This window comes from Hymenobacter siberiensis, from assembly GCF_018967865.2.
Lineage (GTDB): Bacteria > Bacteroidota > Bacteroidia > Cytophagales > Hymenobacteraceae > Hymenobacter > Hymenobacter siberiensis.
Genome location: NZ_JAHLZY020000001.1, coordinates 2,387,395 through 2,400,212 on the forward strand (window position 1 = coordinate 2,387,395; position 12,818 = coordinate 2,400,212).

Sequence of the window (12,818 nt, forward strand, 5' to 3'; positions counted from 1 at the left end):
GCTGTGAGAAAGTCAGCAAGACGGACTTTACAGATGGTAGTACCTTGCACCGCCAAGGCCATTTAGCTTCCAAAGTATGGTGCAATAAGACTGCATCAGCCGCAAAATTGTTCCCCAGTACCATGTTCCGGCCCTGGCAGCAATGACGCCTATTTATAATTCTCTCAAATTCCCCTAATGACTGACCTGCACCTTGCCGACCTGCGCAAAACGTACGCCCAGCGCACCCTTTCCGAAGCCGATGTGCTGCCAGAGGCCGTGCCCCAGTTTCGGGCGTGGCTGGAAGAAGCCATAGCTGCCCGGCTCGACGAGCCCACGGCCATGACCGTGAGTACTGTAGCGGCCGCCACGGGGCAGCCATCGTCGCGGGTGGTGCTGTTGAAAGGCCTGCCCGATGACGCCGGCTTTCTGTTTTATACAAATTACGACTCGCGTAAGGGCCAGGAGCTGACCGCGCAGCCACTGGCGGCGCTCAACTTCTTCTGGCCCGGCCTGGAGCGGCAGGTGCGCGTGGAAGGCCGCGTAGAAAAGGCTCCGAACACGATGTCGACCGAATATTTCCAAAGCCGGCCGCGCAGCAGCCAGCTCGGGGCCTGGGCTTCGCCCCAAAGCCAGGTCATCGGCAGCCGCGAAGAGCTTGAAGCCCGCGAAGAAGCCGTAGCCGAGGAGTTTGGGGAGCAAAACCCGCTGCCGCGCCCCGACAACTGGGGCGGCTACATTCTGCGGCCCACGCGGCTGGAGCTGTGGCAGGGCCGCCCCAGCCGCCTGCACGACCGCATTGTGTACGAGTGGGATGGCGCCGCCTGGAAGCGCAGCCGCCTGGCCCCGTGAGATTTCATTTAACATTTATCATTTATCATTTAACAATCGAAACTGCGTGAAACATGCATCGAGCGAAAATGTAAATAATGATTGTTAGCATGTTAAATGATAATTGTTAAATGAAAAGTTTTGGCTGAAATTCAACCCCTGCGCGGCTGGCGCTACAATGCGGCGCTGAGCGCCAACATCGATGCCTATGTTTCACCGCTGTTCGATGTCGTATCGGCGAAGCAGCGGGAGGCGCTTTACCGTAATCCACTCAACTCCATCCATTTGTCGGTGCCCCGGGGCGATGACCCAACCGAGGCGGCGCTGTTGCAGTTGCGCGAATGGCAGGCCAGCGGCGTACTGCGGCAGGACGAACTGCCGGGCATTTATGCCTACTACCAGTATTTCCAGCTGCCCGGAAGCCCCCGCAAATATTGCCGCAAGGGGTTCATATGCCACATTCGGGCCTATGACTGGGAGGAAAACGTGGTACTACGCCACGAGAACACGCTGCCCGCCTCGGTGAACGACCGGGCCGAGCTACTGGCCCGCACCCAGTTTCAGACCAGCGCCACGCACGGGCTGTACCGCGACGAGGATTTTGAGCTGGAAACCTACCTGGACGAGGCCATGCGCGCGCCACTGCTCGAAACCGAGGAAGACTACCAGGGTGCGCGCGACGTACTGGCCGTGATTCAGGATGCGGCCATCATTCGACGGTTTCAGGAGGTGCTGGCCAAGCGGGAGGTAATTCTGGCCGATGGCCACCACCGCTACGAAGGCTCCCTGGCCTACCGCCAGGCCCGCGAGCTGGCCGCCGACGGCCGCGCCACCGGCCGCGAGCCCTGGAACTACCACCTCATGTACCTCACCAACGCGGCGGCCGACGACCTGCGCATTCTGCCCACCCACCGCCTGCTGCTGGACCTACCCGCCGAACTAAACACCGGCGAGCTGCTGGACCGGCTGGCCCCCTACTTCACCGTTTTGCCCACTGATGATGCCAGCGACCTGCCCGAAATCATCACCGGAAAGCAGTGGGCATTCGGCCTGTACGTGGATGGGCAGTCGTTCAAAATCCGGCTCCGGCCCGAAGTGCATGGACAGCTGGACTGGGACACGACCGAGGAAGTAAAAACGCTGGACCTTACGGTGCTGCACTTTTTTGTATTGGAAAAGGTGCTGGGCATTGTGGGGCCGGACGCGCAACGGGCGTGGCCGGGCGTGGCCTACGTGCGCAATTTCACCGAATGTCTCCAGCGCGTGGACCGGGGCGAGGCCCGGGGGGCCTTCATCGTAAACGAGGTGACCATGGCCGAAGTGGAAGCCGTGTGCCATTCCGGGGCCGTGATGCCGCCCAAATCAACTTTTTTCTATCCCAAAACCATCGGCGGTTTTCTCTTCAGCAGCATTGCCGATGAAGAAGCCGGCAACGCTTTCGCCGAGCTTTTCCAGGCCAACCCCAAGTGAAACTCATTTTAGCTTCCAACTCGCCCCGCCGCCGCCAGCTGCTGACGGATATGGGCCTGCCCTACGAAATCCGGCTGCGCGAAGTAGACGAGGACTTCCCCGCCCACCTGCGCCGGGGCGAAGTGGCCGAATACCTCGCCGCCCACAAAGCCGCCGCCTACGCCCCCGACCTGGCCCCCGATGAGCTGGTGATAACCGCCGACACCATCGTGTGCCTCGAAAACGACGTGCTGAACAAGCCCGCCGACCGCGCCGAAGCCACCGCCATGCTCACCCGCCTGCAGGGCCGCGCCCACGACGTTTTCACGGGCGTGTGCCTGCGCGCCGGCGACGGCCGCCAGGTCGTGTTCTCGGACCAGACCACCGTGCATTTCCGTTCGCTGAACCCGGCCGAAATCGGCTACTACATCGACACCTGCCAGCCCTACGACAAGGCCGGCTCCTATGGGGCGCAGGACTGGCTGGGCATGGCTGCCATCACCCGGCTCGAAGGCTCCTACTTCAACGTGATGGGCCTGCCCACGCACCGTGTGTGGGCCGAGCTGGAAGCCCTCGGGGCATTGCCCGGCAGCACTCAGCCGCGATGAGCCCGGTGGTAAAGCTACCGGGAGTGCGCTTTTTCGGCATTCTATCGGTTGGGCTATTGGCCCTTTGCGCAGGCTACGCGGCGCTCATGCTGCACAGCGCCACCTGGGCCGAAGCGCGGCAGCTGGATGCTATTTTCCCCTTTTATAAATGGCGCATCCGGCTATTTTCCGCCGCTGAGTTTGCCCAGGCCGGGCAGCTGCTAACGGGCTTAGCCGTAGTTCTAGCCCTGCCGGCCGTTATCCTGATTGCCGCACCCGCCGGTCGCGCCGAGTGCCACCAGTGGGGCAGCGAATTGCGCGCCGTGCTGCGGGGCCTTAGCAGTGCATTTAGAGCCTTGCCCACAGCGCAGCAACGCGGCGCGGTTCTGCTCCTGCTCGCCCTCACCGCCTTCCGGCTGGTAGCCAGTATTCCGGCCGTGACGCCGGGGTATGATGACGTGCCGTCGTACGAAATGTTTGCCAGCAAGAGCCTGCTGGCAGTTTCGGCTTACTATCCGGTGCCTAATAACCATGTGCTGTCCAATACCATCGACTGGGTATTCTATCAGGTGAACCCGGGGTTCTGGTTCACCATGCGGCTGCCCGTGGTGCTGGCCGCCACGATGGCCACGGGGCTGCTGTTTCTGGGCCTTCTGTGGGCACGGGCCAGCTTTCGGGTGGCATGGCTGAGCACGTTGCTGTTCAGCCTGGCGCAGCTGAGCCTGTACCATGTGGCCGTGGGCCGTGGCTACTGGCTGCTGACGCTGATGGGGGTAATGGCCTTCTTTGGGTCATTGGCCCTGGCAGATGGCACCCGGCAGCCCCGCGCCGCCTGGACGGGGCTGGTGGTAGGTGGCGTGCTGGGCCTTTACACCGTACCCACTTTTGCGCTGGTGTTGGGGTCCGCTTTTTCGTGGCTAGGGCTGGGCTACTTGCGACGGCACGACTGGCGGGCCATTGCGTGGCTGGCGGTGCTGGGGGCGGTGATAGCCGCGGGCAGCCTAGTGCTCTATACGCCGCTGATATTCGTATCGGGGCCGGCCATTTTCTTCAGCAATGGTTTCGTCGCCCCGCAACCATTAGGAGTGTTCTGGCGGGGCCTGCCGGCCTATCTGTGGGAAACGGAAGGCTTTCTGGCGGGTCAGGGCAAAGTAGGCGGATTGCTGGTACTCGCGGTATTGGCGGCGGTCCTGCTGCTGTGGCGGCGCGGGACGCAGTGGCCGACGACGCAGCGGTTGCCCTTGCAGCGGCTGGTTCCGGCGGCGCTCTGGTTCATGGCTTTTCCCTACGCCATGATGGCCGCGCAGCGGGTATTTGCTCCCAGCCGTGCGGTACTGTATAAAGCATTTTTCTTCTTTCTACTGCTGGCTTTGGTGGTCGACTGGCTCCTGCAGGCGGCCCCCAAACGCTGGCAGCGCGGCCTGCACGCGGCGCTGAGCCTGATGGGAATAATCTGGCTGGGCTACGAAGTGAACAGCCTGTGGCGCGACAACCAGCGCCCGCGCCATCGCAACGCGGCCCTGTACCAAGCCTTTCAATGGCTCGACCAGCACCCCAAGGCCCGCACGCTTATGCCCGAATCAACCCACAGCCTGTTTGTGCGAATGTACCTGCACTCGGAGCACCCCGGCCAGCGCTGGCCCATCGACCATATTCCCCAGCCGGGTATCAGCTACACGTACGTGCTGGCTTTTCCCGATTTGCACGGTTGGTTTCAACCGGGGTTCACCTTCCCACCCGTTTTTCATAACGAGCTGGTTGAAATCTACCAACTAAATCCTGCCGTGGCCGATTCGGCCAGCGCGGCAGGGGCGCTTCCCTCCTATTGGCACTTGATGGAATAATGTCATTCCGACGCAGGAGGAATCTGAGCACGATTTATCTCAGATTACTCCTGCGTCGGGATGACCGTTAATGCCCCCGCGCCAGCAGAGCAATACCGGCCACAATCAGCAGCAAGCCCCCGGCCTGAGGCAGCGTCAGGGCCTCGCGCAGCACTACCAGACCTAATATGGCCGTGAGCAGCACCGAGCCGCCCACAATCACAGGCGTACCCACGGAGGAATTCACGCCCCGCTGAAACACCACGAAAGTGAGGATTTCAGCCAGGCCCACGCCCAGCCCGGCGAGCACCGCCCAGGCCAGGCCCTTGCCAGAAACGACCAGCGGCTGGCCCTGCAGCTTCAGTTTCAGCAGCCACGCGGCCCCAAGGGCGGCAGCGACCAGCTGTAGCACCACCGCGCCCACGGCCGGCGACACATGGTCGGCGGCGAGCTTGATGAAAAAGTTGTAGAGCGCCAGGCACAGGGCCGTGAGAAGCGCCAGCGGCAGCCAGTTCATCATCGCCTTATACGAGCTTGTAGTTGCGGTACTCGCCAATTCGGTAGCCCGTCAGCAGCTCCAAGGCACGCTTGAAACGGTCTTTCAGCCGGTGCTGGTTGCGGCTCATGTCGTGCTCGTAGCGCCAGTTTTGCTGCCGGATGCGGGCCAGCATTACCTGCGGGTGCGTGCCGGTAAAGCGCTGCAGAGAGTCAACCTGGCTGTAATCAAAATCCTCGGCCGGGGCCACGTTCTGGGCCACCCACTCGTCGGAATACCACAGCTTATTGAAGGTTTCCTGCTTGCGCTGCATGGCGGCGGGCGTTTTCACCCAGCCGTAGTGGTGCACGGTGGCATCGAGCAGCTTTACGCGCAGCTTGCTGTTATCGGCCAGCCGAAAGCCCTGCGCGTCGCGGTAAGAAGCCACGCCAATATCGGGCCGCACAATGCGGATTTCGCGCCGGTACCAGCGGTAGGAATCGCCCACGTAGTCGTAAGAGCCGTAGAAATGCCGGTAGTTCAGCAGCAGGCCTTGCACGGATTTATCATCTTTCCAGCGCTCCATTCCGACCCGGATGGCCGCGTAATCGGCCTCGTGCAGCACCTCATCGGCTTGCAAATAGATGGCCCAGTCGGCATCGGCCGGCACGGCGGCCAGGGCCTTATCGGTTTCCACGGCCAGCACCCGGCCGCCCTCGCGCAAGGAATCGTCCCACACGGTTTCGATGACACGGATTTTTGGGGAGTTGATTCGTTGAATCAGCCCCAGCGTATCATCGTCTGAATTACCTACGGCTACTACTAATTCATCGCAAAGTGGCAGTAGGGAATTGATGCTTTCGAGCACGGGGTAATCGTACTTGATGGCATTGCGGACGAAGGTGAAACCGACTACTTTCATACCTGGCCCAGTCGTTTCAACAGTCCTTCCTGCACCTGTTGCCATTCGTTAGGCTCACCGCCTTCCTGCCATAGTTCTTGAAGTTCCGATTCCCGCAGTACTTGCTTGACAGCTTTTCGAGCTTTTTTTAACATTTTATCGTCAACTGTCAACCCTATTTTTTGGATTGAAGCTGGCAACTCTTCCGGCACATCAGTAGCAGCCTGGCCCAAAGCAGCAGCGACAATCTCTGCTGCTGCTAACGCTGCTGAAGCCTCATCTACTTCAATGTATTCTTCCTCCGCACCCGCCTCGATAACGACCGAAAGCGCCTCATTGATAACGTCAAGATTCGGCGATTCTATGAATTCACCGACAAAATCCATTGCCGAATCATTTTCAAAATTCTGATGTCCCCAAGCTCCCATAAACGCTGTATCTTAATTAGTTAAATGCAGATTATTTACCGCAACTTCTCCTTCAAAATCTCTAACTCCACGGCCGGCGAAATCCGCTCATACAAAATATTGAACGCCGCATCCGTTATCGGCATGTTCACTTTGAGCTTCTTGTTTAACTCGTGGATAGATTTCACGGCGTAGTAGCCTTCGGCCACCATATTCATCTCCAGCTGGGCCGATTTCACCGAATAGCCGCGCCCCACCATGCTGCCGAAGGTGCGGTTGCGCGAGAACTGCGAGTAAGCTGTCACCAGCAAATCGCCGAGGTAGGCCGAGGCCGAAAGGTCGCGCGGCTGCGGGTTGATAGCCTGCAAAAAGCGACGGATTTCCTGCACGGCGTTGCTCACCAGCACGGCCAGGAAGTTGTCGCCGTAGCCCAGGCCGTGGGCGATGCCGCCGGTGAGGGCGATGATGTTTTTCATCACCGCGCAGTACTCGATGCCGTCGAGGTCGGTAGCGGGGTGGGCGCTCACGAAACGGTTGCGCAGCAGCTCACAAAAAGCCAGCGCCAGCGCCGCATCGGGCGAGCCGATGGTGAGGTAGCTCTGCTTTTCGAGGGCCACTTCCTCGGCGTGGCACGGCCCGGCAATCACGCCAAGCTGCGTGCGCGGCAGCCGGAACCGCTCAGCCACGTAGTCGGTCACGAGCTGGTTTTTGCCCGGAATCATCCCCTTGATGGCCGAAATCACCTTTTTATGTTTCAGCACATCGCGGTCCAGCTTGTCAAGCACGGGCTGCACGAAGGCAGCCGGCACGGCCAGCACCAGCCAGTCGGCTTCCTCAATGGCTTCTTCCAGGTCGGTGGTGGGGTACACGCGGTTCAGGTCGAGCTGCACGGCCGAGAGGTAGCGCGGGTTGTGGCGGGTGCGCAACAGGTGTTGCACATCGTCTTTCGAGCGCAGCCACCAATCCACGCGGGAGCCGTTTTCGCTGAGGATTTTGGTGAGTGCGGTGGCCCAGGAGCCGCCGCCGAGCATGGCAATTTTTTCCAAAGTGGGTGACTGAATAGTGTTGCGGTGGGAAGTTGAAGCGTCAAAGAACGGAAACTCCCCTCCTTTTTTAAGGAGGGGACATTTTGCAGAAAAAAAATTGGGGTGGTGAACCCGTTGAACGATGCGGGAACGACTCGCGCAAGGCATCGTTCGGGTATCGTTCAACGAGGCCAGCCACCCCAATTTCAGCTTTAATGAAAACAACCTTCCTTAAAAAAGGAGGGGGATTTTCGTGCTTACTTACCCGCTTCAGGGTCGTCCTTCAGCGCTTCTTTATTGAGCGATTTGGCATCCTTGATTTCCACGACGGAGCCGTCTTTCAGGGTTTTGGCCACGGCCCGGAACGGCCCGGTCACCACCTGCGCCCCGGCCGGCACGCCGCTCAGAATCTCAATGTTCTGGAAGTCGCTGATGCCGGTTTTCACTGGCGTCATCACCGCCTTGCCGTCCTTAATCACGAAAACCACTTCCTGGATATCGACCTTTTTCGCGTTTGCACTCGGGTCCACGGCGGTGGCAGTGCCGCTGACCCGGCCGCCCATGCGGGGGCCGTTTTTGGTATCATCGGTTTTGGCCGAGTCCGAGCGGGTGGTTACGGCGGCCAGCGGCACGCTCAATACACCGCCCTTGCGTTCGGTGATGATGTCGACGGAGGCCGTCATGCCCGGACGAAACGGCACCACGATGTGGCCGCGCACGTTACGCAGCAGGTGCTGGTAGCTCTCGGGCAGCAGCCGGATACGCACTTCAAACTCGGTCACGGCTTCGGCCGTGAGGGCATCCTTGGCCGTATTGGCAATGTTGGTCACGAGGCCCCGGAACTTCTCGTCCTTGTTGCTGTACGCGTCTACTTCAACTTCCACCGAATCGCCGATGCTCACGTTGTTCACGTCGTTCTCGTTCACGTTCACGCGCACCTCCATGTTGTTGAGGTTGGCAATGCGCATGATTTCGGTGCCGGCCATCTGGGTGGTGCCCACCACGCGCTCGCCCTTCTTCACGTTGAGCTTGCTCACGGTGCCGCTCACGGGCGCGTAAATCGTGGTTTTGTTGAGGTTTTTGCGGGCTTCCTCCAGCGAGGCCGAGGCCGCGCTCACGGTGCTTTGCGAAGCCCGGATGGTTTGGCGGGCGCTGTTAATTTCCTCCTGCGAGGCATTGTAGGCGGCCTGGCTGGCTTCGTAGTCGGCCTGCGAAATCACCTTCTGCTTATACAGCGAGGAATTGCGACGGAACGTGAGCTCCGTTTGCTTGGCCGAGGCCAGGAGCTGCTGGAGGCGGGCCTGGGCCTGGCCCACGTTGGCGCGCTGGGTGCCCACCTGGGCACTTTGCACCGCTACCTGGGCCTGGTAGTTATCGGGCCGAATGCGGAGCAGCAGCTGGCCCTTGCGCACAGAATCGCCTTCCTGCACATAAAGCTCAATGATTTCGCCGGACACGTCGGGCGATATTTTCACTTCGGTTTCGGGCTGCACCTTGCCCGAGGCGCTCACTTTCTCTACAATATTAGTGGGGCCGGCCTTGGCCATCAGCACTTCCACGCCGGGGGTTTTGCCCACCCAGCCTTTTTTCTTTGCCACAATGTAGCCCCCGATGAGCACGAGCACCAAACCCAGCAGAATATACAGTAAACGGTTGTTTTTCATAAGGTTTCATTTAACATTTATCAATTAACACTTAACAATTCACGTGTAATCGCGCAGCTGTTAAATGACAAATGTTACTTGTTAGATGATTAGAGAGTCAGCGGCTTGCCCTGATAGAAATCGAGCACTTTACGGCGGAAGAAAAATTCGTACTTGGCCTGAATCATATCCGACTCGGCGGCCGTGAGATTGTTGCGGGCGATGTTGAAATCGGTTCCGTTCAGCAAGCCGTTGTTGAAGCGGATTTCGGCATTGCGAAAGGCCAGGGCCAACGCATCTACCTGCCGCGAGCTGGCCGCGAACCGGCGCTGGGCCGCCAACGCATCGGCGTAGCTCTGCTCGATGGACTGGCGCAACTGCAGCCGGACCTGCTCGGCCCGCACCTCGCTTTGCTGAATATTGATTTGGGCCCGCTGCACACCCACCCGCGTTTGCAGGCCGTTGAGGAGGGGGACGGTGAGGTTAAACTGCAGAAACTCGCCCCGGTTGTCGCGTAGCTGGTCCAGAAATTTGTAGGGCAGTACATCAAAGGCGGGTTGCACCGTCACAAAGTTCGAGGGCACAATTCCGGTCGGGGACGAAGGCGAAAGCTCAAAAACCGGCACCTTCGTAAACTGGTCGGTGCGCAGCGTCTGCTGGTTCCGTACCGACGAGAAGCCCGTCGAAACGCCTCCGGCCATGGTCAGGCGCGGATAGTAAGCGCCCCGGGCAATTTCGAGGTTGCGCTGGGAGCTAAGCACGCGCAGCTCGGCCGCCTTTATTTCGGGCAGCTTCTGGCGGGCCATTTCGTAGGTCGCGTTAGGGTCCAGCTCGGCATCGGAAATGGCCAGCTGGGCGGGGTCGGGCAGGGTGGGCACCACCACTTCAAAGCGGCGGGCGTTGGCCGGGTCGAGGTTCATTTGCTGCACCAGGGCCAGCTGGGCCAGGGCCAGCTGGTTTTGGGCCGTCACAAGGGTGCGTTCCTCGCCGGCCTGCTGGGCGCGGCTGTCAAGCAGGTTGCCTTCGGCCACGGCCCCGGCTTTCAGCAGCTTTTCGCTGCGGCTCACCTGCTGGCGCACGGTGCCCATGCGCGCCTCAGAGGCCCGGATGAGCTCCTGTGCCAGCAGCAGCTGCAGAAACGACGAGGCCACGTTCAGCGACAAGTCGTTGCGCGCCTTCTCCACGTCGGCCCGCGTAGCCTGCGCGTCGAGCTGCCCCTGCTTGATGGTATTGCGCAGCTGAAAGCCCGAAAACAGCGTGACCTGCCCCTGGGCCGAGAAGTTGTTGGCCCGCACATTCACGGCCTGAAACTGGTTGGTGAAGGGGTCTTTGTTGGTGCCGAAGCTAAAGCTCTGGCTACCGTTGAGAGCAGCCGTGGGCAGCAGCGCGGCGCGGTTCAGGCGCGTTACGGCCACCTGCTGCTGGGCGGTCAGCTCGCTTTGGCGCACGGTCAGGTTGTGCGTCACGGCGTATTCGACGGCCGCTTGCAGCGTCCAGGGGCCACTGGGGGCCGCCGCGGGCTGGCCCAGGGCCGGCGGTGGCGCGGGCGCGGGCGTGGTCTGGGCCTGGGCACTGGCCGTGGCCAGCACCACGCCGACCATCAGCGCCAGCGGCCGGGGCCGCACCCGATGAAAAAATGGCGTATTCCTTCGTTTCATTGCGCAGAAAAATTGGTGCTTCTGTGGAGGTGGTATAATCGGTGGGCCGGGCATTTTATTACATGCCCCAGCCTTATTCCAGCGTTGGAATGTAGGTGATGCCCTGCACCCAGCTTAATTGACGCAGATAGGCCAGGGTTATTTCTTTAATCGGGCTGTCCATTTCGATGAACTGCCGGGCGGCATCGTTGCGGCCCTTGCGGCTCACCATCATGGTGGCAATGTTGCACTGGTCGTGGGCGATAACCGAGGCGATGAAGGCAATGGAACCGGGCACGTCGTTGGCATCGATAATGAGCGTGTGCAGCGCTCCCGAAAAATCGGCCGGAAAGCCGTCCACCTCCACAATGCGAATCACGCCCCCGCCCCGGCTCTGGCCCACCACTTCCACGCGGTGTCCGGTGGCACCATCCAGCAAATTCAGCTTAATGGTATTGGGATGCATGGTAGAGGCATTGCCCACGCTCTGAAAGGTATAGTGCAAGCCAGCCGCCTCGGCATGGTCGAACGCGGTGCGGATGCGGGTATCGTCGGGCGCGTAGCCCAGCAGGCCGGCCACAATGGCGCGGTCCGAGCCGTGGCCCTCGTAGGTACGGGCAAACGAGTTGTAGAACGTGACCACCGCCTCGGTAGGCACGGCCCCCAGAATGCGAATGGCGGCCCGAGCAATACGCACCACGCCGGCCGTATGCGATGAGCTGGGCCCAATCATCACGGGGCCAATCATATCAAAAATGCTGGATTTTTCAGCCATGGGTAGATGCCTTCGGTGCGGTTTGGAAAGCTAAAAGTAGCGGTTGCGCAGTGGACCACGCCGTTATTCAGCCTGGTGCTTGGCGCGCAGAAATTTTCCGGCGCAAATTCTTTTCTTCCGAAACTCAGCGACAAAGATGCGCTTCAACCGTTTTGGTTGCGAATGGTTCGGCCCGCCACCTGAAATCGCGCTTTACAAACTCAGTATTTTAACGATATTTGTTGCGGGCCCACCCAGCCTTTTCCCACCCTCCTATCTCACTCCCCTCTTCATGTCCCCCTCTCCCACCCAGGAGGATTTTTCTCCCGCCGTGCTGGCGCAGCTGCACCGACTTCAGGAGAAATACGCCCCCGACGGCCAAGACCTGGCCGCCTACCTCGAAGGTCTCTACCACGCTAAATACATTAACTACTGGGATTACATCAAACTAGACACCCTACTCTCTCTCCAGCGCCCCCTCACCAACATCCCCGACGAGCGGATTTTCATCATGTATCACCAGATTTCAGAGCTGTATTTCAAGCTCTGCCTCTGTGAATACGAACAGATTGGCAACCTCCCGCAACCGACTTTGAGTGAAGTTGTGCTGCGCCTGGGCCGCATCAACCGCTATTTCGACAACCTCATTGACTCGTTCGATGTCATGGTGGATGGCATGGACAAGCAGCAGTTTCTCGATTTCCGCATGGCCCTGATGCCCGCCTCAGGCTTCCAGAGCGTGCAGTACCGCATGATTGAGATTGCCAGCACCAGCCTCGAAAACCTCACCGACGAGGCCAAGCGCCAGGCCCTGGGCAAGGCCTCGGACTACGACTACGACGAGCTGCTGGGCTGCATTTATTGGAAGGCCGGGGCCACCGTCGAAGCCAGCGGAGCCAAGGCCCTCACCCTCATCGAATTCGAGCGTAAATACACCGCCGACCTCGTGCGCCACGCCGAGGCCTACCACCACCGCAACGTGTGGGCCGTGGTGCAGCGCCTGCCCGCAGAAGAACGCCAACACCCGCGCCTGCTGCGCGCCCTGCGCCAGCTCGACATCAGCGTAAATGTGAACTGGCCGCTGATGCACTTCAAATCGGCGGTGCGCTACCTGCAGCGCAACCCCACCGACGTGGCCGCCACCGGTGGCACCAACTGGCGCAGCTACCTGCCCCCCAAGTTCCAGCGCCGCATCTTCTACCCCCAGCTCTGGAGCGCCCAGGAGCTGGAAGAATGGGGCAAAGGCTGGGTGGATAGTGTGCTGGAGGAAACGGTCGGCGCGTAAACCAATGGCTGCCGTAACTACT

The 12,818-nt window shown here is 60.3% G+C and carries 12 protein-coding genes; 5 read left to right on the plus strand and 7 right to left on the minus strand.

Translation table 11 applies throughout. The features are described from left to right. Positions 1-177 precede the first annotated feature (177 nt). The 4 genes from pdxH to KQ659_RS10595 all read left to right on the plus strand — a co-directional run bounded on the left by pdxH (position 178) and on the right by KQ659_RS10595 (position 4,690). Positions 178-831, plus strand: coding sequence for a pyridoxamine 5'-phosphate oxidase (gene pdxH / locus KQ659_RS10580; RefSeq protein WP_216688822.1), 654 nt, complete (start codon positions 178-180; stop codon positions 829-831). A gap of 120 nt (positions 832-951) precedes the next feature. Beyond that, positions 952-2,280 (plus strand): DUF1015 domain-containing protein, encoded by a 1,329-nt coding sequence (locus KQ659_RS10585; protein WP_216688821.1) that lies wholly within the window; start codon positions 952-954, stop codon positions 2,278-2,280. Beyond that, complete coding sequence (locus tag KQ659_RS10590; RefSeq protein WP_216688820.1) at positions 2,277-2,867, plus strand: Maf family nucleotide pyrophosphatase; 591 nt, start codon at positions 2,277-2,279, stop codon at positions 2,865-2,867. The genes KQ659_RS10585 and KQ659_RS10590 overlap by 4 nt, the downstream gene beginning before the upstream one ends. Before the next feature lie 56 nt (positions 2,868-2,923). Then, positions 2,924-4,690, plus strand: a complete 1,767-nt coding sequence (locus KQ659_RS10595; RefSeq protein ID WP_216688819.1) for a hypothetical protein — start codon at positions 2,924-2,926, stop codon at positions 4,688-4,690. Between the two features lie 67 nt (positions 4,691-4,757). Here KQ659_RS10595 and KQ659_RS10600 read toward each other — a convergent pair whose 3' ends face one another. The 7 genes from KQ659_RS10600 to sdaAB form a co-directional block, all read right to left on the minus strand. Beyond that, positions 4,758-5,189 (minus strand): EamA family transporter, encoded by a 432-nt coding sequence (locus tag KQ659_RS10600; protein ID WP_216688818.1) that lies wholly within the window; start codon positions 5,187-5,189, stop codon positions 4,758-4,760. Positions 5,190-5,193: 4 nt separating this feature from the next. Next, entirely contained in the window at positions 5,194-6,066 is an 873-nt protein-coding gene (locus tag KQ659_RS10605) for a glycosyltransferase family protein (RefSeq protein ID WP_216688817.1), read from the minus strand. Next, positions 6,063-6,473 (minus strand): DUF4259 domain-containing protein, encoded by a 411-nt coding sequence (locus tag KQ659_RS10610; protein WP_216688816.1) that lies wholly within the window; start codon positions 6,471-6,473, stop codon positions 6,063-6,065. The genes KQ659_RS10605 and KQ659_RS10610 overlap by 4 nt, the downstream gene beginning before the upstream one ends. A gap of 35 nt (positions 6,474-6,508) precedes the next feature. Next, a complete protein-coding gene (locus KQ659_RS10615; protein WP_226915566.1) occupies positions 6,509-7,498 on the minus strand; it encodes an NAD(P)H-dependent glycerol-3-phosphate dehydrogenase in 990 nt (329 codons plus the stop codon). Between the two features lie 236 nt (positions 7,499-7,734). Then, positions 7,735-9,141 carry an efflux RND transporter periplasmic adaptor subunit gene (locus KQ659_RS10620; protein ID WP_216688815.1) on the minus strand — a complete coding sequence of 469 codons (1,407 nt, stop codon included), beginning with the start codon at positions 9,139-9,141 and terminating at the stop codon, positions 7,735-7,737. A gap of 89 nt (positions 9,142-9,230) precedes the next feature. Continuing rightward, entirely contained in the window at positions 9,231-10,778 is a 1,548-nt protein-coding gene (locus KQ659_RS10625; protein WP_216688814.1) for a TolC family protein, read from the minus strand. 73 nt (positions 10,779-10,851) lie between these two features. Beyond that, complete coding sequence (gene sdaAB, locus KQ659_RS10630; RefSeq protein ID WP_168672885.1) at positions 10,852-11,532, minus strand: L-serine ammonia-lyase, iron-sulfur-dependent subunit beta; 681 nt, start codon at positions 11,530-11,532, stop codon at positions 10,852-10,854. 271 nt (positions 11,533-11,803) lie between these two features. Between sdaAB and KQ659_RS10635 the strand changes: the two genes are divergently transcribed. Next, complete coding sequence (locus KQ659_RS10635; protein ID WP_216688813.1) at positions 11,804-12,796, plus strand: tryptophan 2,3-dioxygenase family protein; 993 nt, start codon at positions 11,804-11,806, stop codon at positions 12,794-12,796. Positions 12,797-12,818 lie beyond the last annotated feature (22 nt).

What these genes read in the sequence shown, in the direction of transcription:
- KQ659_RS10635 (WP_216688813.1), top strand. Translation starts at nt 11,804, where the DNA reads ATGTCCCCCTCTCCCACCCAGGAGGATTTTTCTCCCGCCGTGCTGGCG.
- KQ659_RS10610 (WP_216688816.1), bottom strand. Translation starts at nt 6,473, where the DNA reads ATGGGAGCTTGGGGACATCAGAATTTTGAAAATGATTCGGCAATGGAT.
- KQ659_RS10605 (WP_216688817.1), bottom strand. Translation starts at nt 6,066, where the DNA reads ATGAAAGTAGTCGGTTTCACCTTCGTCCGCAATGCCATCAAGTACGAT.
- KQ659_RS10600 (WP_216688818.1), bottom strand. Translation starts at nt 5,189, where the DNA reads ATGATGAACTGGCTGCCGCTGGCGCTTCTCACGGCCCTGTGCCTGGCG.
- pdxH (WP_216688822.1), top strand. Translation starts at nt 178, where the DNA reads ATGACTGACCTGCACCTTGCCGACCTGCGCAAAACGTACGCCCAGCGC.
- sdaAB (WP_168672885.1), bottom strand. Translation starts at nt 11,532, where the DNA reads ATGGCTGAAAAATCCAGCATTTTTGATATGATTGGCCCCGTGATGATT.
- KQ659_RS10625 (WP_216688814.1), bottom strand. Translation starts at nt 10,778, where the DNA reads ATGAAACGAAGGAATACGCCATTTTTTCATCGGGTGCGGCCCCGGCCG.
- KQ659_RS10620 (WP_216688815.1), bottom strand. Translation starts at nt 9,141, where the DNA reads ATGAAAAACAACCGTTTACTGTATATTCTGCTGGGTTTGGTGCTCGTG.